18 protein-coding genes, 10 tRNA genes and 3 rRNA genes are annotated in these 23,838 nt (G+C 51.4%); 1 reads left to right on the plus strand and 30 read right to left on the minus strand.

Annotation, left to right across the window (positions count from 1 at the left end; genetic code table 11):
- Window position 1: 1 nt before the first annotated feature.
- The 4 genes from hisB to MKX70_RS05025 all read right to left on the minus strand — a co-directional run bounded on the left by hisB (window position 2) and on the right by MKX70_RS05025 (window position 4,055).
- Window positions 2–613, minus strand: coding sequence for an imidazoleglycerol-phosphate dehydratase HisB (gene hisB / locus MKX70_RS05010; protein WP_042231563.1), 612 nt, complete (start codon window positions 611–613; stop codon window positions 2–4).
- Window positions 600–1,910 (minus strand): histidinol dehydrogenase, encoded by a 1,311-nt coding sequence (hisD, locus tag MKX70_RS05015; protein WP_340839642.1) that lies wholly within the window; start codon window positions 1,908–1,910, stop codon window positions 600–602. The genes hisB and hisD overlap by 14 nt, the downstream gene beginning before the upstream one ends.
- Before the next feature lie 143 nt (window positions 1,911–2,053).
- Entirely contained in the window at window positions 2,054–2,698 is a 645-nt protein-coding gene (gene hisG / locus MKX70_RS05020; RefSeq protein WP_039302355.1) for an ATP phosphoribosyltransferase, read from the minus strand.
- A gap of 139 nt (window positions 2,699–2,837) precedes the next feature.
- The gene (locus MKX70_RS05025) at window positions 2,838–4,055 is read right to left on the minus strand and encodes an ATP phosphoribosyltransferase regulatory subunit (RefSeq protein ID WP_042231560.1); all 1,218 of its coding nucleotides are present in this window, start codon (window positions 4,053–4,055) and stop codon (window positions 2,838–2,840) included.
- Window positions 4,056–4,373: 318 nt separating this feature from the next.
- Here MKX70_RS05025 and gntK point away from each other — a divergent pair, with 318 nt between their 5' ends.
- On the plus strand, window positions 4,374–5,903 hold the full coding sequence (gene gntK / locus MKX70_RS05030; RefSeq protein WP_042241258.1) for a gluconokinase: 1,530 nt from the start codon (window positions 4,374–4,376) through the stop codon (window positions 5,901–5,903).
- A gap of 124 nt (window positions 5,904–6,027) precedes the next feature.
- Here the strand turns inward: gntK and MKX70_RS05035 are convergent, their stop codons facing one another.
- From MKX70_RS05035 to MKX70_RS05160, 26 genes are all read right to left on the minus strand, one after another.
- Complete coding sequence (locus MKX70_RS05035) at window positions 6,028–7,185, minus strand: acyltransferase (protein WP_042231558.1); 1,158 nt, start codon at window positions 7,183–7,185, stop codon at window positions 6,028–6,030.
- Between the two features lie 59 nt (window positions 7,186–7,244).
- Window positions 7,245–8,456 carry an acyltransferase gene (locus tag MKX70_RS05040; protein ID WP_340781382.1) on the minus strand — a complete coding sequence of 404 codons (1,212 nt, stop codon included), beginning with the start codon at window positions 8,454–8,456 and terminating at the stop codon, window positions 7,245–7,247.
- 304 nt (window positions 8,457–8,760) lie between these two features.
- Window positions 8,761–9,270: an acyltransferase gene (locus MKX70_RS05045; protein ID WP_039302348.1), complete on the minus strand. Its 510-nt coding sequence runs from the start codon at window positions 9,268–9,270 to the stop codon at window positions 8,761–8,763.
- A complete protein-coding gene (ppaX, locus tag MKX70_RS05050) occupies window positions 9,267–9,920 on the minus strand; it encodes a pyrophosphatase PpaX (RefSeq protein ID WP_042231549.1) in 654 nt (217 codons plus the stop codon). The genes MKX70_RS05045 and ppaX overlap by 4 nt, the downstream gene beginning before the upstream one ends.
- Window positions 9,921–9,928: 8 nt before the next feature.
- A complete protein-coding gene (gene lgt, locus MKX70_RS05055; protein WP_042231547.1) occupies window positions 9,929–10,960 on the minus strand; it encodes a prolipoprotein diacylglyceryl transferase in 1,032 nt (343 codons plus the stop codon).
- 12 nt (window positions 10,961–10,972) lie between these two features.
- On the minus strand, window positions 10,973–11,911 hold the full coding sequence (gene hprK, locus MKX70_RS05060) for an HPr(Ser) kinase/phosphatase (RefSeq protein WP_042132736.1): 939 nt from the start codon (window positions 11,909–11,911) through the stop codon (window positions 10,973–10,975).
- A gap of 287 nt (window positions 11,912–12,198) precedes the next feature.
- Window positions 12,199–13,320, minus strand: a complete 1,122-nt coding sequence (locus MKX70_RS05065; RefSeq protein WP_042231545.1) for an ABC transporter ATP-binding protein — start codon at window positions 13,318–13,320, stop codon at window positions 12,199–12,201.
- Between the two features lie 109 nt (window positions 13,321–13,429).
- Window positions 13,430–14,527 (minus strand): PucR family transcriptional regulator, encoded by a 1,098-nt coding sequence (locus MKX70_RS05070; RefSeq protein ID WP_052415844.1) that lies wholly within the window; start codon window positions 14,525–14,527, stop codon window positions 13,430–13,432.
- Between the two features lie 116 nt (window positions 14,528–14,643).
- Window positions 14,644–15,588 (minus strand): NAD(P)/FAD-dependent oxidoreductase, encoded by a 945-nt coding sequence (locus tag MKX70_RS05075; RefSeq protein ID WP_340839643.1) that lies wholly within the window; start codon window positions 15,586–15,588, stop codon window positions 14,644–14,646.
- Window positions 15,589–15,745: 157 nt separating this feature from the next.
- A tRNA-Lys gene (locus MKX70_RS05080) sits at window positions 15,746–15,818 on the minus strand.
- A gap of 11 nt (window positions 15,819–15,829) precedes the next feature.
- A tRNA-Tyr gene (locus tag MKX70_RS05085) sits at window positions 15,830–15,912 on the minus strand.
- Between the two features lie 4 nt (window positions 15,913–15,916).
- A tRNA-Phe gene (locus MKX70_RS05090) sits at window positions 15,917–15,992 on the minus strand.
- Window positions 15,993–16,019: 27 nt separating this feature from the next.
- Window positions 16,020–16,097 (minus strand) — tRNA-Asp (locus MKX70_RS05095).
- Between the two features lie 17 nt (window positions 16,098–16,114).
- Window positions 16,115–16,190 (minus strand) — tRNA-Thr (locus MKX70_RS05100).
- Window positions 16,191–16,220: 30 nt separating this feature from the next.
- Window positions 16,221–16,296: transfer RNA gene (locus MKX70_RS05105), tRNA-Val, on the minus strand.
- A 9-nt stretch (window positions 16,297–16,305) separates the two neighbouring features.
- A tRNA-Met gene (locus MKX70_RS05110) sits at window positions 16,306–16,382 on the minus strand.
- Window positions 16,383–16,406: 24 nt separating this feature from the next.
- Window positions 16,407–16,498: transfer RNA gene (locus tag MKX70_RS05115), tRNA-Ser, on the minus strand.
- An 82-nt stretch (window positions 16,499–16,580) separates the two neighbouring features.
- Window positions 16,581–19,509: ribosomal RNA gene (locus MKX70_RS05120) — 23S ribosomal RNA — on the minus strand.
- Window positions 19,510–19,800: 291 nt separating this feature from the next.
- Window positions 19,801–19,876, minus strand: a tRNA-Ala gene (locus MKX70_RS05125).
- A gap of 28 nt (window positions 19,877–19,904) precedes the next feature.
- A tRNA-Ile gene (locus MKX70_RS05130) sits at window positions 19,905–19,981 on the minus strand.
- 44 nt (window positions 19,982–20,025) lie between these two features.
- A 5S ribosomal RNA gene (rrf, locus tag MKX70_RS05135) occupies window positions 20,026–20,142 on the minus strand.
- A 124-nt stretch (window positions 20,143–20,266) separates the two neighbouring features.
- Window positions 20,267–21,822: ribosomal RNA gene (locus tag MKX70_RS05140) — 16S ribosomal RNA — on the minus strand.
- The 16S, 23S and 5S rRNA genes sit together here with 10 tRNA genes alongside, the layout of an rRNA operon.
- 302 nt (window positions 21,823–22,124) lie before the next feature.
- On the minus strand, window positions 22,125–22,391 hold the full coding sequence (locus MKX70_RS05145; RefSeq protein ID WP_042231541.1) for a pro-sigmaK processing inhibitor BofA family protein: 267 nt from the start codon (window positions 22,389–22,391) through the stop codon (window positions 22,125–22,127).
- 27 nt (window positions 22,392–22,418) lie between these two features.
- Complete coding sequence (locus MKX70_RS05150; protein WP_052415842.1) at window positions 22,419–22,685, minus strand: DUF2508 family protein; 267 nt, start codon at window positions 22,683–22,685, stop codon at window positions 22,419–22,421.
- A 198-nt stretch (window positions 22,686–22,883) separates the two neighbouring features.
- On the minus strand, window positions 22,884–23,483 hold the full coding sequence (gene recR / locus MKX70_RS05155) for a recombination mediator RecR (RefSeq protein ID WP_036698882.1): 600 nt from the start codon (window positions 23,481–23,483) through the stop codon (window positions 22,884–22,886).
- 36 nt (window positions 23,484–23,519) lie between these two features.
- The gene (locus MKX70_RS05160; protein ID WP_039309650.1) at window positions 23,520–23,831 is read right to left on the minus strand and encodes a YbaB/EbfC family nucleoid-associated protein; all 312 of its coding nucleotides are present in this window, start codon (window positions 23,829–23,831) and stop codon (window positions 23,520–23,522) included.
- Window positions 23,832–23,838: the final 7 nt, after the last annotated feature.

The following is a 23,838-nucleotide window of genomic DNA, read 5'->3' on the forward strand; positions in this document are numbered from 1 at the left end:
GCTACAGCACTCCCTTCGTCGAAGGCACACCCTTCACCCGGGGGTCCACTTGTGTCGCTTCATCCAGCGCCCGTCCCAGTGCCTTGAAGACCGCTTCAATCATGTGATGGGTATTGGAGCCGTAATGTACAATGACATGCAGCGTAATTCTTGCTTCCAGCGCAAACTTCCAGAGGAATTCGTGAACCAGCTCCGTAGAGAAGCTGCCTACCTGTTGTGAAGGATACGTTGCCCGGTATTCAAAATGCGGCCGGTTGCTGATATCAATCACTACCTGAGCCAGTGCCTCATCCATGGGGACGAAGACACTCGCATAACGCTTGATGCCTTTTTTGTCGCCAAGCGCTTCCCGCAGCGCCTGTCCCAGACAGATACCGATATCCTCGACTGTGTGGTGATCATCGATATCGATGTCGCCCCGCGCCTGCACGCTCAGATCAAACTGTCCATGCTTGGTGAATAGATCCAGCATATGATTCAGAAAAGGCACATCGGTCTCCAGTTCGGAAACTCCACTGCCGTCCACGCCAAAGGTCAACGCGATGTCCGTTTCGTTAGTTGTACGGCTAAGTCCGGCCTTGCGCAGCGCCGCTTCCTTATTATTGTTCTCCATTTCCGTCTCCACCTTTCGCTTCGTTCTCCAGCCGGATTTCTATTGCGCGGGCATGGCCTTCCAGGCCCTCACGCCGGGCGAGCTCCATAATCGCCGCCCCGTCCCGCAGCAGTGCTTCCTTGCTGTAATAGATCAGGCTGGATTTCTTAATGAAATCATCCACGTCCACAGGCGAGGAGAACCTTGCTGTGCCGTTGGTCGGTATAATATGGTTCGGTCCGGCGAAGTAATCGCCGACCGGCTCCGAGCTGTACGGACCCAGGAAGATTGCCCCGGCGTTCTCAATCGCGCCGGTCAGTGCCATCGGGTCCGCCACTACAATCTCCAGATGCTCCGGCGCCAGCCGGTTCACAATGGAGATGCCCTCTTCGAGCGATTCCACAACGATAATCGCGCCGTAGTTCTCTACCGAGGCCCGCGCGATAGCTTCGCGCGGCAACGTCTGCAGCTGCCGTTCTACTTCGGCAGCAACGGCCTCCGCGAGACGCTGCGACGGCGTCACAAGGATTGCCGAGGCCATCTCGTCGTGCTCGGCCTGCGAGAGCAGGTCGGCCGCGACGTAGGCGGCCTCGGCGGTATCGTCGGCGAGCACGACGATCTCGCTCGGTCCGGCGATGCTGTCGATATCGACAGCGCCGTAGACCTCGCGTTTGGCCAGGGCCACGTAGATGTTCCCTGGCCCGCAGATCTTGTCAACCGGCACGATGGATTCCGTGCCGAAGGCCAGGGCGGCGATCGCCTGCGCGCCGCCTACGCGGTATATCTCGTTTACGCCCGCTTCAGCGGCGGCAACGAGAATATAGGGATCGATGCCGCCCCCGCCGCCCGTCGAAGGCGGTGTAACCATCACGATCTCCGGCACGCCGGCGATCTGTGCCGGAATAACGTTCATCAGCACTGAGGACGGATACGCTGCCTTACCCCCGGGAACATAGACGCCCACCCGCTTCAGCGGGCGGATGATCTGTCCGAGGATCGTGCCGTCCGGCTGCAGATCCATCCAGGAATTGCGCTTCTGCCGCGCATGGAACGCACGGATATTGACGGCTGCTGCCCGGATTGCCGTCACGAAGGACTCCTCTACCCGGCTATAGGCGGCCTCTAGCTCCTCCTGCGTAACCCGCAGCTCCGCAGGCGTCAGCACTGCGCCGTCGAATCGCTCCGTATACCGAAGCAATGCCGCGTCACCTTCCTGTTTGATACCGGCCACGATTTCACGTACGGCCTTGTTCTGCTCCGGCGTGCCGTATTCCACTTCACGCTGCAGCTTAAACTCCTTACTGGACTGGACCTTCACCGCTGCTTCCCCCCTGAACTTTCTATTTACTAGCTTGGCTCAGCCGTAACTACGGACAATGTTTGGACTCCGCTCCTACAGTTCCAAACCTTCCCTTCGTCACTTCTATCCTTTTTTCATTTATTACAGTTCAATCTTACAGCTTACTTAATCTGCAGCTCCGGTCCTGCAATCACGGCCTGCAGGCGGTCACACAGCTGCTGGATTTCCTCATTCTTCATCCGGTAGCTTACCCGGTTAGCCACCAGGCGGCTGGTAATTTCGAAGATACTGGTCATTTCCACCAGCCCGTTATCCTTCAGGGTCTGGCCAGTCTCCACCATATCCACGATCCGGTCAGCCAGTCCAATCAGCGGCGCCAGCTCGATCGAGCCGTTCAGCTTCACAACCTCAACCTGCTGGCCCTGCTCGCGGAAGTACCGTGAGGCCACATTTGGATATTTGGTCGCTACCCGCTGCTGGATACCCGGCTGCCAGTTCGGGAGTCCGATAATCGACATCCGGCAGCGGGCAATCCCCAGATCAAGCAGCTCGTACACATCACGGTTTTCTTCCAGCAGTACATCTTTGCCGACGATACCGATATCCGCTACACCATACTCTACATATGTAGGCACATCTACCGGCTTGGCGAGAATAAACTCCATTCCGGCTTCCGGCAGTGAAATCACCAGCTTGCGCGATTCTTCCCCGTCCGGAGGAATCGGCAGTCCCGCCTTGCGGAACAGTTCTGCCGCTTTGTTGTAAATCCGGCCTTTCGGCATGGCTACCTTAAGAATCTGTGCCATTCATACCCGCCTCCGTTTCTATTTCCGCTACCATATATACTTGCAGAGATTACTTGGGTTCACATGTTCCTTCATTTCACGTATTGTCAACTATTGCTTCATTCCACATTTATGAGATCAGCCAATCAACCTGCTCCGCTCAGCCATGCTCGCTGATAAAAGACACGAATGTATAAATCTCTCCGTAACGTTCGCCCTCTGCCTCTACGGTATCCGTATCCAGGCGCTTCACGACCTTCAGCTCTTCCGGGCCTGCCGCCAGCCGGGTTACCACAGCGTGGCCCTCATTCCGCAGTCGGGCCGCCTCAGCAAGACCTTCCTGACGCCGCAGGGCATCATACTGGACCAGTACCGGAAGTTCTTCCTCTTCGGGTACTCCGGATACACCATCCAGAATACGGTTGGTCTTCAGCGAGAAGCCTGTCGACGGAATCGGGCGTCCAAACTGCTGAAGCAGATTGTCGTACCTTCCGCCGCTGCATACCGGGAAGCCCAGCTCAGAAGCATAACCTTCAAACGTCATGCCCGTATAATAGGAGAAATCACCGATCATCGTCAGATCAATCAGCACATGCTGAGAGACGCCGTATGCGACAAGCACCTCCCATACCTTGCATAAATGCTCAATGGAAGCTCGTGCCAGTGGATGGCTGCTCAGCTCCAGCGCCTGTCCGCAAATTTCCTTGCCTCCCCGCAGACGCAGCAGTCCGTCCAGTTCCTTCTTCTGGGCTTCAGGCAGTTCCAGGCGGCGCAGCGTCTCCCGGAAAGCGACATAATCACGGCCCAGCAGATGACTCTTCAGCTCCTCCTGGGCCTGCGGGAGGCCGGACACCGCTTCCTGGAACAGACCGTCGAGGAAGCCTACATGCCCTATCGCAATTTTAAAAGACTTCACTCCCGCGGCCTCCAGCGAGGCAATTGCCAGTGCAACGACCTCAGCATCCGCCTCTGGTGAATCATCTCCGACAAGCTCCACTCCGGTCTGGAAGAATTCTGCTTCCCGGCCGGCCTCCTCTTCGATAGCACGGAAGACATTGGCATGATAGGACAGACGCAGCGGCAGCGGTTCGTCCTTCAATAATGAGGAGACTACGCGGGCAACGGGCGCTGTCATTTCCGAACGCAGCACGAGTGCCTGACCGCGGTTATTCAGTAATTTATACAACTTCTGGTCTGACGTGGAACTGGCCACACCGACCGTATCGTAATATTCAAGGGTGGGAGTAATCATCTGGCGGTAGCCCCAGCGGCTCATGCAGTGCAGCACATCGTTCTCAATCTTGCGCAGCTTCGTTACCGCCCGTGGGAGATAATCCCGTACGCCGGCAGGCTTTTCGAATCCCTTTGGTTTGGACATCTTCACTTTTCACCTCATCAGATATCATAAGAAGTACCTTTAATCACTTTAATATGGTAAAGTGGTAGTAAACTAAAGCAGTGGTAATATCGTATCACGGACTATCCTTTTGCGTCAACATTCGCCTTCTATACCCGCCGGTTTCGGAAGCTTAGGCTATATGTTAAGGAGCGCCTACCAACCCTCTCTTTGCCACCGTGCTTACCTGCGAATATAATAAGCTGTATATAATATAATTGTACTTTATTTCCTGCATTAAGTATTCCCGGTATCTATTTCAGAGCAGAAAGAAGGACTGACGGCTTGAGTACATCCTATATGATCGGCGTTGATATTGGAACTACCAGCACCAAGGCTGTCCTCTTCGAGGAGAACGGAACAATCGTCACACAGAGCAACCAAGGCTATCCGCTGCATCAGCCTTCCCCTTCTGTCGCAGAACAAGACCCTGATCAGATTCTGAAGGCTGTACTGCACACTATCTCTTCAGTCATGCAGGACAGCCAAGTCCCTCCTGGACTGGTTCTGCTTGTCTCCTTCAGCTCGGCCATGCATAGCGTCATTGCTGTAGATTCTTCCGGCAAACCGCTGACCGCCTGCATCACATGGGCCGATAACCGGAGCAGCGCCTATGCCCGGCGGCTGAAGAATGAACTGAACGGGCATGAGCTGTACATGCGCACAGGAACGCCCATTCATCCTATGTCTCCGATCACCAAGCTGATGTGGCTTGGTGAGGAGTACCCGGAGCTGTTCAGCCAGACCCATAAATTCATCTCCATTAAAGAATATATCTTCTTCAAGCTGTTCGGCAAATATGTAATTGATCACTCCATTGCCTCTTCTACAGGCATGTTCAATCTGGAGAAGCTTGACTGGGATGCTGAGGCGCTCCGTATCGCCGGGATCACTCCAGAACGTCTATCAAGACCGGTGCCCACCACGCAAATCCTGCAGGGGCTGCTTCCGGGGCTACCCGAAGAGCTTGGACTTCTGGCCGCCACACCGTTTGTCGTAGGCGCCAGTGACGGTGTCCTATCCAATCTGGGGGTCGGTGCCATAGAGCCGGGAGTTATTGCCGCCACTATTGGGACCAGCGGAGCCATCCGCACCGTGGTCGACCGGCCGCTGACCGACCCGAAAGGGCGGACCTTCTGCTATGCACTAACGGACAAGCACTGGGTTATTGGCGGCCCCGTGAATAATGGCGGCATGCTGTTCCGCTGGGTGCGTGATGAGTTCGCCGCCTCTGAGGTAGAGACCGCGAAGCGCCTCGGTATTGATCCTTATGAGGTCCTGACCCGGATCGCCGAGCAGGTACCGCCAGGCAGCAATGGCCTGCTCTTTCATCCGTATCTGACCGGTGAGCGTGCCCCGCTGTGGAACCCCGATGCGCGCGGCTCCTTCTTCGGACTGAGCATGAATCACCGCAAAGAGCATATGATCCGCTCTGTGCTGGAGGGTGTAATCTTCAATATGTATACCGTACTGCTCGCTATGGAGGAAATTATCGGCCAGCCGGGCAGAATTCTGGCTACCGGCGGTTTCGCCCGCTCCGCTCTATGGCGGCAGATGATGGCGGATATATTTGACCAGGAGGTTGTAGTTCCCGAGAGCTTCGAGAGTTCCTGCCTTGGCGCCGTGGTACTTGGGCTGTATGCCATAAGCCGAATAGATTCCTTCGATGCCGTTTTCGGGATGATCGGCTCTACTCACCGCCATGAACCGGTCCCGGCCCATGCCAAAGTCTACAAACAACTGCTACCGATCTATATCTCCGTCTACCGCAGCCTGGAAGACCAGTATGAAGCAATTGCCGAATTCCAGCGTGAACAAGCCGGCGAATAAACCCGCAGCCTGATAATATATGAATAAAAGCGCCAGACAGCCCGCATCTGCGGCCAGTCGGCGCTTTTATCATTCCTGATTTGAAATCTCATTTAATCCAGCATCTTAGCATTGAGGCGCACGGTCACAATGTTGCTTTTGGCGCCCGCTTAACCTTCTGCGGCCCAGAACCAAACAGTACCCAGGCCGGCTTCACATAACGGAAGACGAGGGCAACGACCAGCCAGGAGCCGGCGAAGGCCACCAGCCAGCCCCCGGCAATGGCAGCAGCGTAGGCAAGCGATCCGCCGTGCAGCGGCAGCTTTCTATAGAAGAAGAGCAGCGCCGGATGTAGCAGATAAATCCCGAACGAGCAGGCTCCGGCAGAGATCAGCAATCTTGTCAGCAGGCTGCGGCCCGCTCCATACAGCAGGAAGGACAGCTGGAACAGCACAAGACAAGAGAGCAGCGCATGAAGATTGGAGAAGCCTTCATACCATAGACTGTTGATGACCGTCTTCTTCGTATAATTGTTGAACCACAGCTCCACATGAACGATTCCTGCAGCGATCCATAAGAACCACAGCACAATCCAGCTTGCACCCTTACCGGAGCGCCACCCTTCGCGGGTAGGAATCAGCCACTTTTTCAGAGAGCTGTAATATACAGCAATCGCCGCACCGAGCAGGAAATAAGAGAAGTACGTTATTGCAAGACTGCCCTTGGACAGCTGCCAGTATCCGTGATTAGCCATATATTTGTTCAGCAGCACGAATCCCCACTGCAAGGCAAGTCCGATGAGCGGTGCCCACGCCGCCAGACGGCGGGCCTTTTGCAGACACCAGAGCATGAGCGGGAACAGAACATAGAACTGGATAATGATAATAATATAGTACAGATGGGTATACGCCGTACCCGTCCACAGATATTTGCCGAATTTGACCACCTGCTCATTAAGAGGCATACCCCATGTATGCCCGGCAGTCATTTTCAATATAAAGTACAGCACCGAAAAAATAAGATAAGGCACAATAATATAAATCAGCCTTCGGCTATAGAATTTCGCGAGTGTCTTCCCGCCCAGCGGACGGTCAATATAGTTGTAGAACAGCACGAACCCGCTTAGGAATACAAACGAAGGTACAGCGAACTGACTGAACTTGTTTAGGAACAGAAACGGATGAAACAAAGAGGTATCCAATGTTTCCGCCAGTGTCCGCGAAGTAGCATGAATCGCTATGACAGCAATAATCGCTATCGCCCGGAATACATCAAGCTGTGGTATTCTTTCCTTTTGAGCCATTATCTTTCCTCCTGCCTAGACCCTCATCCCTGATGCCTGATTAGGGTTCTGTTGAACTCTCATGACTTACTGATATCTTTACCTTCGAGCACTCTATATGTGCTCCCGCGCACAGGCTTGTCCTTCACCGGAGGGGCAAGTGAACGCGGTACGCTCCCGAATACCACCCAGGACAGGCGGATGCGGCGGAACGCAAACTGCACAAGCATCCAGCTACCTGCCAGCGCCACAGCCAATCCTCCGTAAATATAGAATACATAGGTTAATGAATCTGTAGGAATTCCCGTTCCGAATCTTCTATACACTGCAAGCAGCAGAGGATGGATCAGATACACCGCAAATGAAATCTCACCTAGCCGGGTCAAAATAGCAACGACCACCTTCGGTGCCCTGCGGTAGATAAGAAAGGTGGCATACAGCAGCACCAGCGCTGACAGCATCGTATGTATATTCCAGAGCAGTTCGTACCACAGCGAGTCCGTCCATATCCCGAAGTGGCGGGCTCTATACCATAACTGTACATGCGTGAAGGCTGCTACGAGCCACAATGTAACAAGCAGCAGGATAAGCACTTTATGCCTGGCAGCCAGTTCACGCCAAGGCTTCATCAGCCACAGCTTGATCGCTTCGAAATTAATGGCGATATAGGCGCCCAGCATATAGTATGCCAGATACGAGATCGACAAGCTTCCTTTTTCCACAATATGCAGCTGATACTTGTTCCAGATAATGAATACCCACTGCAGCGCAAGTCCAATCGGAAAAGCCCAGCGCACCCACAGCCGTGAGCTCTGCAGCAGCTTAAGCAGCAACGGAAACAGCAGGTAGAACTGGATACTGATGAATACGAAATACAAATGCGCATACGCCGAACCCGTAAATAAGGCACCCAGGAAGCCGGAGATGCTCTGTGCCAGAGGCTGTGTCAGCATACCATTCACGTACAGGGTCAATCCGTAATAGCCGATGGATACAAGCATATAGGGAAGCAGAATGTACTTCAGCCTGCGGCGGTAAAAGCTTCCGATCAGGCTCCGCGTCACGGGCCGCCCGTAATAATTATAGAACAGCACAAAGCTGCTTAGAAAAATAAACGACGGTGTACCGAATTTAAAAAAAATGTTGATCCAGTTCAGCCAGTAATAATAGGGTGACTGGAGTGCCATTTCTCCGGCCGCAAAAGATGATGAGTGGACATGCATTACGCCCAATATCGCCAGAGCACGGTAAATATCCAGCTGGGGCAGACGTTCCTGTTTTGCTGCATTCACTTTAAGATTCCTCTTCTCTGCTATGATGGCTGTTCATAGACGCCAAGCGGAAGTGATACCTATCAGGAAGTCTGCCCCTGCTGATTATTTCATTCTGATATGTGCTGCGCGTCCGTATGCGGAAGGATCCGCTCCTGCACTTACAAGTATATCGCCAATATATACTCGCCGAACACTTAAAGGTTGCTTATGCTTGCTTAAGATTTCTTAATTGCCTCAGGCTGCGAAGTTTACACAAGAAACCCTGCAGCTCCTGCGCAGATACACGCAATATGAAACTGCAGGGTAAGAGGTTACCTGGTGATTATTCTTCTACAGCCTTCTCCGCTGATCCCGGCGGACGCAGCTCACGCAGCGGATTGCCCCCGACGAACGAGCCCGCAGCTACATCCTTATGCACGACAGAACCCGCGGCGACAACCGCCCAATCTCCAATTGTTACGCCGGGCAATATCGTTGTGTTAGCTCCAATCAGGACGTTCTCCCCGATAATGACTTCACCCAGCCTGTATTCTTTGATGAGGTATTCATGGGCAAGAATGGTCGTATTATAGCCGATGACCGAGTTCTCACCGACGGAAATTTTCTCCGGAAAAAACACATCCACCATCGCCATTAGCCCAAACGCAGTATGCTTGCCCACCTTCATGCCGAGTACCCTGCGGTAAATCCAGTTCTTGAGCGGCAAGACCGGACAGTAGCGGGCAATCTGGATAAAAATAAAATTGCGTACGCCCTTCCACGGGCTCACCGTACGGTAAATATACCAGAGCGAATTATGGCCCTCTACTGGATAGCGGGTTAACTTTCTCACGGCTGTTTCGTCTCCTGCTCCACTATTGTATACAAGTCTTTCATGTCATGGATGATGTAATCGGGGCCGTACTTACGTAACGTGTCCTCACCTTTAAGAGACCAGGCAACCGCAGCTACACGCACACCCGCGGCCTTGGCAGATTGAATATCGACCGCACTGTCACCTACCATGAGGGTTCTGGCCGGATCAACACCCAGATTAGCAACCGCGGTTAGAACAGGCTCCGGATGCGGCTTCGCCTGACTGACATCATTGACCGTCACAATTGTCTCCATATACTTCAACAGATCGAACATTTCCAGCGCTTTAAGTGTAGTTGGACGAATCTTCGTTGTCACAATCCCGAGCTTTATTCCCCGGCTTAACAGCCCTTCCATTGTCTCATTCACATGTGGAAAAGAACGAATTAGCTCATCATGATGCGCATAATTATATGAACGGTAAGAAAGCTCCAGCACGCTTGTGTCCTGCAGACCGGAGAACGCGCTCATCTGCTGCTGGAGCGTAGTTCCCATATGGGGAATAATTTCTTCCCGGGTTAGAGCCGGGAGGTTATTCTCCTTCAGCGCATGCATGAACGAGCTGATGATCAGCTCATTAGTATTCACAATCGTTCCGTCCAAGTCAAATAACACGCATTCTATCATTAGTTTTACTACTCCTTTGTTTCCTTATCTTCAGATGAGTCCTCCACCGGCTGGATAGGCTGAGGAGCCTTCTGCGGTGTATTCACTGCACTCTCGGGAACTACAGCATCTGCCGCTGCCGCTTTAGTGCTGACAATCGGATCAGAATAATGATCCTTCGGCTGACCGCTGACACGCCGTACAATGATCAATACAACTGCAACGAGAATGATTAGTAGTGCCAGAAGCTGTGAGATACGAACATTCCCGTATGCCGGATCGAAATACCCCTGCTCAAATCCCAGCCATTTCATCGGACTCCATAGACCGTTAATGAAGGATGCCAAACCGCTGCTGCCGTTAAATCCTAGGCTGTCCGTACGCAAAGCTTCAATAAAGAAACGGCCGATCGAATACCAGATGAAATAGGACATGAAGATTTCGCCTGCACGGACAAATTTCTGGCGGCGCAGTACCATCAGGAGCAGAATCCCCAGCAGGCTCCAGAGTGATTCATACAGGAAGGTCGGATGGTGAAACGCATCCCCTATGTACATTTGATTCACAATAAAGTCCGGCAGATGCAGCTTGTCACGCAGGAAGGATTCCTCTACAACGCCGCCGTAGGCTTCCTGATTGATGAAATTACCCCAACGGCCAATCATCTGACCGGCAAGCAGTCCAGGTGCACAGATGTCCACGATACGCCAGAACGGATATCCCTTGTAACGGAAATATATAATTCCGCAGATGATCGCCCCAATCAGCGCGCCATAAATAGCAATACCGCCATTCCAGACTTTGAATATATCCAGCAAGTTGTCCTTGTAATCTTCCCACTTGAACGCTACAAAATAAATCCGCGCACCAATGATCGCCGAAGGGACTCCGAGCAGCAGCATGTCCATGAAGAACTCCTGCGGAATGTTGTAGCGTTTGCCTTCTTGAATAGCAAGGAATAATCCGGCTAATGCACCAAGACCCAGTATCAAACCATACCAATGAACAGGCAGCGAACCGATGGAGAAGACAATCGGATTAATCGCTAATGAAAAAAACATGCTCTCACACTCCTAGTCCAGATCATCCATGTCTTCAGAGATGGTGGCTGTAAGTTTATTCGTAAATTGTAGAGCTGCGTTAAAGCCCATTTGTTTCAACCGGTAGTTCATCGCTGCAACCTCGATAATTACCGCAAGGTTACGTCCCGGACGTACGGGGATCGTTACAAGCGGCACATCGGTGTCAATGATCCTTGTAGTCTCCTCGTCCAGTCCGAGCCGGTCATATTGTTTATCCTGCTGCCAGGCCTCAAGTCTAACGACCAGTGTGATCCGCTTATGATTACGGATAGCTCCGGCACCGAAGAGAGTCATTACATTAATAATCCCTACCCCGCGGATTTCGAGCAAGTGACGAATGAGCTCCGGAGCTGTACCATGCAGCTGGTTATCCGAGGTCTGACGGATCTCTACTGCATCATCGGCGATCAGGCGGTGCCCGCGTTTAACCAGTTCAAGCGCCGTTTCACTTTTACCGATACCGCTGCTGCCTGTAATCAGCATACCTACACCATATACATCACAGAGAACACCGTGGATTGTTGCCGTAGGGGCCAGTCTGCCTTCCAGGAAGCTTGTCAGTCTGCTCGAGAAAATAGTAGTCGCCATCGAGCTGCGCAGCACAGGCAGTCCCTTTTCGTTACTAATTTCAATAAGCTCCTGCGGAACATCCAGCGCACGGGTAATTACAATACAAGGGGTATTATCGTTGCAAATTCCGCGAATCCGGCTTTTGCGTTCTTCCTCAGGAAGCATTGAGAAAAAGGCCAGCTCTGTTTTGCCCAGCAGCTGAACACGTTCTTCCGGATAATATTCGAAATAACCGGCCATTTCCAGTCCCGGACGATTCAAATCATCCACTGTAATCGGTCTTTTCAGACCCTCCTGTCCGGAAACAACCTCTAATTGAAAATGCTGTACCAGTTCCGATACCTTTACCTTCTTAGCCATGTATGTCCGTCCTTTCGTCACCTGCGGTTGTGTCCGCTTCCTGCACCCGGGTTCACAACTTTTCCCATTCCAGCTACAGGTAATTCTCCTGCTATCTTAATTGATAACGCCTATGAATGCAATCTTATTACCTATGGTATTGCTAAGCCTGTCCTGACGGAACACCCTGCTTTCCGGGTCTTTGGACCAATAGGTTTTATCTCCGGCTCCACATGCCCAATACAAGAAAAAGCCGCCTGTGAGGGCGGCTTTCTTCTATTATAACCTGTATCCCACTGTGCTTTGTCTTATCCCAGCAGAATGTTCAGTTCGGATTCTTTATCGAAGAGGTGAATTTTGTTCATGTCGATTGCCAATTTAGGCTTGCTGCCTTCACGGGTAGTGGAACGTCCATCTACACGGGCAATTACAGTGTTAGCGCCAAGGCCGCTCAAGTAGAGGAGCATTTCATGACCAAGGTTTTCAGTAACATCAACGAGCGAAGTGAAGATTGTATTCGGAGAAGCTTCCAGGAATACTGGCTCTTCATGAATATCTTCTGGACGAACGCCCATGATTACATCCTTGCCGATATAACCTTTGTTACGCAGCATTGTAGCTTTGCCGCCTGGAACTTCAACATCAAGGTTATCTGCGCGGAAACGGACAGCGCCGCCAACATCGGAGAGTGTACCATTGATAAAGTTCATTGTTGGGGATCCGATGAATCCTGCAACGAACAGGTTTGTAGGCTCATTGTACAATTCTTCAGGAGAAGCTGCTTGTTGAATGATACCATCGTACATAACTACGATACGGTCACCCATTGTCATAGCTTCTGTCTGGTCATGCGTTACATAGATACAAGTAGTTTCAAGGCGTTTAACCAGCTTAGTGATTTCAGCACGCATTTGACCACGAAGTTTAGCATCCAAGTTGGAAAGAGGCTCATCCATCAGGAAGACTTGCGGATCACGGACAATAGCGCGGCCTAGAGCGACACGTTGGCGTTGACCACCGGACAGTGCCTTAGGTTTGCGTTCCAGCAAATGCTCGATATCGAGAATTCTTGCTGCTTCGCGTACTTTCTTGTCGATTTCTTCTTTCTTCACTTTACGCAGTTTCAGACCGAAAGCCATGTTCTGATACACGCTCATATGCGGGTACAGGGCGTAGGATTGGAATACCATCGCGATATCGCGGTCTTTAGGAGCCACGTCATTCACTACACGGTCACCAATGTACATTTTACCTTCAGAAATTTCTTCAAGACCTGCGATCATACGAAGTGTTGTGGATTTACCGCAACCGGAAGGACCAACCAGTACGAGAAATTCCTTATCTTTAATATCAAGATTGATATCGATTACTGTTGCTTTATCAGAACCCGGGTATTTTTTGAAAATATGCTCTAAACGTACGCCTGCCATTGTATTTCCCCCTCGAGTCAATTATTGGATTAGAAAATCAAACGCTTTCTTGTACACTTATCTTACCCCAGACCTGGCCTCCTGGCTATTTGTAAGGTTCACAAAAATCCTATTTTCTTTTCGTCACTTTATACAATAACATGGCTAACTTCACAATCGCAGCATCCCCGAAACTCCGGACATCGGCTCCCGTTTCCTGTTTGATCTTGTCGAGTCTGTACAAGAGCGTATTCCGGTGGATATACAGCTTCTTCGCGGTTTCGCTGACATTGCAGTCCATTTCAAAAAAAGTTTCCAGCGTCAGCAGCATTTCCTTATCCGCCAGCACCGCCGTATAATCCCCGATCTGACCCAGCAGCTGTCTGCGGCGGTCATCGGGGATACTGTTCACCAGACGCTCCATATGAAGCTCCCAAGGCAGATGGATATAATCGCCTACCTGGAAGATCCGGCCCAGAATAATCGTCTCGCGCAGCAGAGCCACGGAGCCTGTCAGGCCCTTAACCGGAATGATGGCCGGGGAAACCGCCAGATGGAAGACGCCAACCCATTCACTGGCGATCAGTTCATGCAGACCCATAGAGGTCTGAGACAGCAGATCCTCAGCACTTTCTTCCTCATCTTCCTTATCATCTCCGCCGGTGAGCAGTTCCTTACGGGCTAAAATTAACCATTCCTTATCCAACAAGGGAATTAACAGGACTTCGTTCTCGAAATAACTGCGCAGCAGCTTCATTAAAGAACGATACGTCATCTGCGGATTATGGACATTCTCACTAACCAGCAAAAAAGGAATCATATCCCCGAACAGCCGGCCTTTTAGCGTAATATCATCCGGAATTTCCGTATCATCCTTCTCTTGCTCGAGCTGCGAGTTCAACCAGCCGCTAAGCTGACGGGCCTCCATCTCTCCTTCTTCCTTAAGGCCGGTGGCCTTGAGGGCTACCGCAAAATTACGGCCCGCATAATTGACCAGCTGCAGTTCCAGAGGCGACAGCCCTTCTGTCTCCACCCACACCGCGGTTATACGCCCGTCATTCTCATATAGGGGAATCCACAAATATCCCTCATGAAAGACTGCCTGCTCTTGATCCTTCTCCGTGCCCATGCCAAAAAGAGAAGCTGAATGCTGCCTCCCGAGCTGCTTGATTCCGGTTCTCTTTCCGGTGAGTTGCTCCAATTTTTGACGCAAAACCTCACTATCCATCGTCACCATTCTCCACCACTTTTGCTCTTTTCGCCTATTTTATCATATTTTGCTGCAAATTGCGGAATAGCTCTTCTGAACCCTGAGTGACATTTGATCAGCAGTGTATCAAAAGTCTATTTTGCTGCATAATGCTTCTTCGAAGGAGGCAGAATTACCGGATTCATCTTTTTCAAAGTCTTATGCATCCAGATCCCGGCAATGGCTCCCTCACCCATAGCGACCGTCGCCTGCTCCGCATGCACTGCAACATCTCCTGCCACCCATACATGCTCAATATTAGTCATTAATGAGCGTTTATTCGCCTCCACATGCTTATTCTTATGGAGCGTTACTCCCAGCTGTACGGCTAGCTCAGAATGTACCGGATTCTGTCCAAAAGCAATAAACCCGCGCTCTGCCGACAGCACCTCACCGTTCTCCATGGCTACCGCCTTAATTCTTCCGTTCTCTTCCTCAATGCGGGCAACCGGTTCTTCGATATACTGTATATCCTCATCCTGCAGCCGGTTACGATTTTCCGCCGAAACGGGTGTACGTTCATGATTAATGTAGGTCAAATCACCTGTGCGTTCCCTTAAAACAAAAGCCATATTAGCGCCTACATCACCAGAGCCTATCAATACGGTCTGCCGGTTCTGAATTTCAAAGCCATCACAGTCCGGGCAAACATAGATTGTCATACCAAGGGCAGGCAGTAAGCCCGGCAGCTCAGGAAACCGGTCCATTACTCCAGTAGCAAGCAACAGAGTCCGGCCTACATATTGCTGCCCCCCGGTTCCGTGAAGTATGAATAATTCATCCGGCTTCTCGGCCTTAACTATTCTATCCTTCTGAAACGTTACACCTGCCCTTTCCGCCTGAAGCCTCCCCCTGGCCCGCAGTTCCTCACCCGGCACACCGTCAGGCCAGCCCAATATATTATGATAATTCCGGCATATGCTTGATCTTCCGCCTCCTGCATCAATTACAAGCACCTGATGGACCGAGTAACGTCCCAATTGAATAGCCGCCTGAAGCCCCGCAAAACCGCCGCCCACTATAATCGCATCATATATCAATTGTCATTCCCTCATTTCTACAGCATTATAGACTTATAATTAAACGAGGGGAGCTATTTTAAACGACTTCCGGGTAATTTATATACTTTTTATTATACAGACCTCCTGAAAACATAAAAAAAGCCATCACATGAAAGTGATGACTTCTGAATTAGGATGAGCCATGAAGGACTCGAACCTTCGACACCCTGATTAAAAGTCAGGTGCTCTACCAACTGAGCTAATGGCTCATAAAAAGGGATGGAGGCTGATGGATTCGAACCACCGAACACGTACGTGAGCAGATTTACAGTCTGATGCGTTTGGCCACTTCGCTAAGCCTCCATAATGGTGGCGCGGGAGGGAATCGAACCCCCGACACAAGGATTTTCAGTCCTTTGCTCTACCGACTGAGCTACCGAGCCATAAAATAAGCCTTAAAACAAAAAAAATGGCGGAACCGACGGGATTCGAACCCGCGATCTCCTGCGTGACAGGCAGGCATGTTAGGCCAACTACACCACGGTTCCACAATTTGTTGTAAAAATGGTGCCGGCGAGAGGACTTGAACCCCCAACCTACTGATTACAAGTCAGTTGCTCTACCAGTTGAGCTACACCGGCACGGTGTAAGGCGGATCTAAAATTTAAAAATGGTGGAGGCTGAGGGGTTCGAACCCCCGACCCTCTGCTTGTAAGGCAGATGCTCTCCCAGCTGAGCTAAGCCTCCGGGTATGTATGGTAGCGGCAGAGGGGATCGAACCCCCGACCTCACGGGTATGAACCGTACGCTCTAGCCAGCTGAGCTACGCCGCCACACTACAAGTATTGGATTTATAATGGCGGAGAGAGAGGGATTCGAACCCTCGCACCGCTTACGCAGTCTAACCCCTTAGCAGAGGGTCCCCTTATAGCCACTTGGGTATCTCTCCAAATAAATGGTAGCCATGTAAATCCGCACAGGAAATTAATTCCTGAAAACTGAATCCGAAACGAATCTGCGCTCTAAGAAATTTGGATAAGCCCTCGACCGATTAGTATTGGTCAGCTCCGTGCATTGCTGCACTTCCACCTCCAACCTATCTACCTCGTCGTCTTCAAGGGGTCTTACTAGTTGGGAAATCTCATCTTGAGGGGGGCTTCACGCTTAGATGCTTTCAGCGCTTATCCCGTCCGTACGTAGCTACTCAGCCATGCTCCTGGCGGAACAACTGATGCACCAGCGGTACGTCCATCCCGGTCCTCTCGTACTAAGGACAGCTCCTCTCAAATTTCCTGCGCCCACGACAGATAGGGACCGAACTGTCTCACGACGTTCTGAACCCAGCTCGCGTACCGCTTTAATGGGCGAACAGCCCAACCCTTGGGACCTACTTCAGCCCCAGGATGCGATGAGCCGACATCGAGGTGCCAAACCTCCCCGTCGATGTGGACTCTTGGGGGAGATAAGCCTGTTATCCCCAGGGTAGCTTTTATCCGTTGAGCGATGGCCCTTCCATGCGGTACCACCGGATCACTAAGTCCGACTTTCGTCCCTGCTCGACTTGTAGGTCTCGCAGTCAAGCTCCCTTATGCCTTTGCACTCTGCGAATGATTTCCAACCATTCTGAGGGAACCTTTGAACGCCTCCGTTACTCTTTAGGAGGCGACCGCCCCAGTCAAACTGCCCGCCTGACACGGTCCCCGTACCCGCTTAGGGTACTAGGTTAGAACCTAGATACGATCAGGGTGGTATCCCAACGGCGCCTCCGCAGAAGCTTGCGCTCCTGCCTCAACGGCTCCCACCTATCCTGTACAGATCGTACCCAAATTCAATATCAAGCTGCAGTAAAGCTCCATGGGGTCTTTCCGTCTTGTCGCGGGTAACCTGCATCTTCACAGGTATTAAAATTTCACCGGATCTCTCGTTGAGACAGCGCCCAAGTCGTTACGCCATTCGTGCGGGTCAGAATTTACCTGACAAGGAATTTCGCTACCTTAGGACCGTTATAGTTACGGCCGCCGTTTACTGGGGCTTCGGTTCACAGCTTCGGGTTGCCCCTAACCACTCCCCTTAACCTTCCAGCACCGGGCAGGCGTCAGCCCGTATACTTCGCCTTGCGGCTTCGCACAGACCTGTGTTTTTGCTAAACAGTCGCTTGGGCCTTTTCACTGCGGCCCCCTCGGGCTATTCACCCTACCGAGGCACCTCTTCTCCCGAAGTTACGAGGTCATTTTGCCGAGTTCCTTAACGAGAGTTCTTCCGCGCGCCTTAGAATTCTCTTCTCGCCTACCTGTGTCGGTTTGCGGTACGGGCACCTTCTCCTGGCTAGAGGCTTTTCTTGGCAGTGTGAGATCATGACCTTCGCTACTACAATTTTCGCTCCCCATCACAGCCCAGCCTTATTGATGTGCGGATTTGCCTACACATCAGCCTCACTGCTTAGACGGACACATCCATCAGTCCGCGTCACTACCCTCCTGCGTCACCCCATCGCTCATAGCGGATTACGGTGGTACAGTAATTTCAAACTGTTGTCCTTCGACTACGCCTTTCGGCCTCGCCTTAGGTCCCGACTTACCCTGAGCGGACGAGCCTTCCTCAGGAAACCTTGGGCTTTCGGCGGATCAGATTCTCACTGATCTTTTCGTTACTCATACCGGCATTCTCACTTGTATGCTGTCCAGCGCTCCTTACGGTACACCTTCAACCCACATACAACGCTCCCCTACCCCAGATACAAAGTATCTAGCCATAGCTTCGGTGGTGTGTTTAGCCCCGTTACATTTTCGGCGCAGAGTCACTCGACCAGTGAGCTATTACGCACTCTTTCAATGGTGGCTGCTTCTAAGCCAACATCCTGGTTGTCTGTGCAACTCCACATCCTTTCCCACTTAACACACACTTGGGGACCTTAGCTGATGGTCTGGGCTGTTTCCCTTTTGACAATGGATCTTAGCACTCACTGTCTGACTCCCGGCAAGAAGTTAATGGCATTCGGAGTTTGACTGAGCTTGGTAACCCTTGCGGGCCCCGCACCCAATCAGTGCTCTACCTCCACCACTCCATTCACCGAGGCTAGCCCTAAAGCTATTTCGGGGAGAACCAGCTATCTCCGAGTTCGATTGGAATTTCTCCGCTACCCCCACCTCATCCCCGCATTTTTCAACATGCGTGGGTTCGGGCCTCCAGTGCGTGTTACCGCACCTTCACCCTGGACAGGGGTAGATCACACGGTTTCGGGTCTACGTCCACATACTCATTCGCCCTATTCAGACTCGCTTTCGCTGCGGCTCCGTCTTCTCGACTTAACCTTGCATGTTAAACGTAACTCGCCGGTTCATTCTACAAAAGGCACGCCATCACCCAGTAATAGGGCTCTGACTTTTTGTAAGCACACGGTTTCAGGTTCTATTTCACTCCCCTTCCGGGGTGCTTTTCACCTTTCCCTCACGGTACTGTTTCACTATCGGTCGCCAGGTAGTATTTAGCCTTAGCAGATGGTCCTGCTGGATTCATACGGGGTTTCACGTGCCCCGCACTACTCGGGATCCGTCTCGGAGAGAACACAGTTTAGGCTACAGGGCTTTTACCTCTATCGCGGGCCTTTCCAGACCTCTTCACCTACCATATTCCTTTGTAACTCCATGTGAGACGTCCCACAACCCCAAGGGGCAAGCCCCTTGGTTTAGGCTGTTCCGCGTTCGCTCGCCGCTACTGACGGAATCACTATTGTTTTCTCTTCCTCAGGGTACTTAGATGTTTCAGTTCCCCTGGTCTGCCTCTGCGTATCCTATGTATTCAGATACGAGTAACTGCGAATTACCACAGCTGGGTTTCCCCATTCGGACACCCCCGGATCAAAGCTTGCTTACAGCTCCCCGAGGCAGTTTCGTTGTTCGCCACGTCCTTCGTCGGCTCCTGGCGCCTAGGCATCCTCCGTGTGCTCTTATTAGCTTAACCAATCGCTCCGGTATTGGCTCATTCGCTCATCTTGTTTTAAACAGCGCTTCCGGATGAATCCGTCCGCTAGTCTGTTTAAAGCCAAAAGTCGCTCATAATCCAAAACCATCGCTCAGCATGACTAATAACTATTTCAACTTGCTTATACAAGTTTCAGCTAAAAGATGTTCTAAAACGCAAATTCGTTTCGGTATCCAGTTTTCAAGGATCAAGGTGCTGTTATTATGAAACAATCACGACTGTGATGTTCGGAATAACAGACAATGTGCATATAATCTTGTAAAGAAGTATTGGTGGAGCCAAGCGGGATCGAACCGCTGACCTCCTGCTTGCAAGGCAGGCGCTCTCCCAGCTGAGCTATGGCCCCATAAAGGTATTCAATTCTAAATGTTATATGGTGGGCCTTGGTGGACTCGAACCACCGACCTCACCCTTATCAGAGGTGCGCTCTAACCAACTGAGCTAAAAGCCCATATAACAGATAACATTGTGAATCAACCAATAAATTGATTGTTCGCTTGGCGGCGTCCTACTCTCCCAGGACCCTTCGGTCCAAGTACCATCGGCGCTGGAGGGCTTAACGGTCGTGTTCGGGATGGGTACGTGTGGAACCCCTCCGCTATCGCCACCAAACGCATACGAAAGAGACTTGCTCTTTCAAAACTGAACACGAGTGAGTGTCCGAACCCGAAGGTTCATTGTGGAAGCTTTAGCTTCCGATTTGAATGTTTCCGTTGCAGGAAACGATTCTCCATAGAAAGGAGGTGATCCAGCCGCACCTTCCGATACGGCTACCTTGTTACGACTTCACCCCAATCATCTACCCCACCTTCGGCGGCTGGCTCCCTTGCGGGTTACCCCACCGACTTCGGGTGTTGTAAACTCTCGTGGTGTGACGGGCGGTGTGTACAAGACCCGGGAACGTATTCACCGCGGCATGCTGATCCGCGATTACTAGCAATTCCGACTTCATGCAGGCGAGTTGCAGCCTGCAATCCGAACTGAGACCGGCTTTGCTGGGATTGGCTCCACCTCGCGGTTTCGCTTCCCGTTGTACCGGCCATTGTAGTACGTGTGTAGCCCAGGTCATAAGGGGCATGATGATTTGACGTCATCCCCACCTTCCTCCGGTTTGTCACCGGCAGTCACTCTAGAGTGCCCAGCCTTACCTGCTGGCAACTAAAGTCAAGGGTTGCGCTCGTTGCGGGACTTAACCCAACATCTCACGACACGAGCTGACGACAACCATGCACCACCTGTCTCCGATGCTCCGAAGAGGGGCACTATCTCTAATGCTTTCATCGGGATGTCAAGACCTGGTAAGGTTCTTCGCGTTGCTTCGAATTAAACCACATACTCCACTGCTTGTGCGGGTCCCCGTCAATTCCTTTGAGTTTCAGTCTTGCGACCGTACTCCCCAGGCGGAGTGCTTACTGTGTTAACTTCGGCACCAAGGGTATCGAAACCCCTAACACCTAGCACTCATCGTTTACGGCGTGGACTACCAGGGTATCTAATCCTGTTTGCTCCCCACGCTTTCGCGCCTCAGCGTCAGTTACAGCCCAGAAAGTCGCCTTCGCCACTGGTGTTCCTCCACATATCTACGCATTTCACCGCTACACGTGGAATTCCACTTTCCTCTTCTGTACTCAAGTCACCCAGTTTCCAGTGCGACCCCAGGTTGAGCCCAAGGTTTAAACACCAGACTTAAATGACCGCCTGCGCGCGCTTTACGCCCAATAATTCCGGACAACGCTTGCCCCCTACGTATTACCGCGGCTGCTGGCACGTAGTTAGCCGGGGCTTTCTTCTCAGGTACCGTCACTCCGGTAGCAGTTACTCTACCGGACGTTCTTCCCTGGCAACAGAGCTTTACGATCCGAAAACCTTCATCACTCACGCGGCATTGCTCCGTCAGGCTTTCGCCCATTGCGGAAGATTCCCTACTGCTGCCTCCCGTAGGAGTCTGGGCCGTGTCTCAGTCCCAGTGTGGCCGTTCACCCTCTCAGGTCGGCTACGCATCGTCGCCTTGGTGGGCCGTTACCCCACCAACTAGCTAATGCGCCGCAGGCCCATCCCCAAGTGGCAGATTGCTCCGCCTTTCATTCTCTCTTCAGGAGAGGAAAGAAATTATCCGGTATTAGCTACCGTTTCCGGTAGTTATCCCAGTCTTGAGGGCAGGTTGCCTACGTGTTACTCACCCGTCCGCCGCTAAGTTAATCCAGAGCAAGCTCCTTCATAACTCCGCTCGACTTGCATGTATTAGGCATGCCGCCAGCGTTCGTCCTGAGCCAGGATCAAACTCTCCAAATTGGTTTTAGAAAGAGCGATTGCTCATTTTGAAACATCTGACGAGAATTTTCATTCTCTATTTTGGAAGTCACTTTCGTGATTTCCCACTCACTCGTTGTTCAGTTTTCAAAGATCAATGTCTCATCTTTCGTCGCCGATGTTTGTTTCAGCAGCGACCTTTATAATATATCACAGCACCTTTGTTTCAGTCAAGCGTTTTTTTAATTTCTTTTTTCGCTTCAGCTTTCAGCAAGTTATCCGAGAACATCTTGCTCAAAGGGCCGAGACTTAATGTATCATAAATCAACAACCCTCGTCAACCACTAAAACAAAGTTAATTTTAAACCCAGCAGCATTAGTACCCCGGGCAGCCCAAGAATCGTTACTGCGCCTATGGTTGTGGGATTCAGCGGGATGTGTACATTCGTTAGAATACCGGAGAAGTTAACAATATAGATGCCGATTGCCGCCAGAATAAGATGAGTTCCGAATACGCTTATCCAGGCCCACCCCAATTTTTTTCTGAATACAATTAGAATTAGCAGGAGCCCCGACAGAATCAGCACACCCATTGCAACAGTTCTTAGCATTGTGATCCTCCTCAATAGTTATTCCGGTTACATCGGCAGCCGGCTCCGGTTCAGCCCCAGTCTCTTGGCATGCTTAAGATGAATCTGGTATTTACGCTCGGCCGCCTCAAGTATATAGATGGCATAATCAATCTGGTCCTGACCCAGCGCCTCATCAAACATCAGATATGCCCGTTCCCACTCCGACTGCGCTTTGCGGACCTCATGGTACACCGTACCCCACTCATCTTCTATATGGGCATTATTCGCCCCTTCTGCATCTCTGCCCAGCCATTTCGTGTTCCACCATCCCATTGCAATCCCCTCCTATGATTGATTACTGGCGCAGCCGGGGCCGCACACCCGTTAATCTCATACATATCGGAATAGGGACAAACTTAGAACCATGAGTCAGTGCTCTTTTGTTGAATGCTGGCCGTCCTCCTGGAGTCTATACCTAATAAAAAAGAGGCCCCCAAGGGCCTCTTCAAATACAATTCAATGTCAGAACACTCAGAACAGCTCACGACGGCCTTCCAGCGCCTTCGACAGGGTTACCTCATCCGCATACTCAAGATCGCCGCCTACAGGCAAGCCATGGGCGATTCTCGTGATCTTGATCTCGAACGGACGGACTAGACGGGAGATATACATAGCCGTGGCCTCGCCCTCAATGTTGGGATTGGTCGCCATAATCAGCTCCTTCACCCGCTCATCACTGAGTCTGGTCAGCAGCTCCTTCAGCCGTATATCATCAGGTCCGATGCCCTCCATAGGCGAGATGGCGCCCTGCAGCACATGATAGTAACCGTCAAACTCTTTGGTTCTCTCTATGGCTACCAGATCCTTGGAGTCCTGAACCACACAGATTACCGAGGCATCGCGGGTTTTGTCCTGACAGATCCTGCACGGGTCAGTATCGGTAATATTACAGCAGACCGAGCAATAATGAAGGTTCCGTTTGACACTGACCAGAGCTTTGGCGAAATCAATCACCTCATCCTCCTTCATGTTAAGCACATGAAAGGCCAGCCGGGCCGCTGTCTTCGGGCCAATCCCGGGTAGACGTGTAAAAGCTTCTATCAGCTTGGCTAGCGGTTCTGGATAATACAAAGTAATGGTTCTCCTTTGGTCGGGAGTGGAGTAAGCCTAGAATAAGCCAGGGATCTTCATTCCGCCGGTGAATTTACCCATATCGTTGTTAGCCAACTCTTCAGCCTGGGTAAGAGCATCATTAACAGCAGTGATCACCAGATCCTGCAGCATTTCGATATCTTCCGGATCAACAACCTCCGGTTTAATCTGAATAGACAGCAGTTTTTTGTGGCCGTTCACCTGAACGGTAACCACGCCGCCGCCGGATGAGCCTTCAATGGTCTTACCGCCTAGTTCTTCCTGGGCTTTGAGCATCTGCTCCTGCATTTTTTTAACCTGCTTCATCATTTGGTTCATATTATTCATACATCGT

Origin of the sequence: Paenibacillus sp. FSL R7-0312 (genome assembly GCF_038004445.1) — a bacterium.
Classification (GTDB): Bacteria; Bacillota; Bacilli; order Paenibacillales; family Paenibacillaceae; genus Paenibacillus_AQ.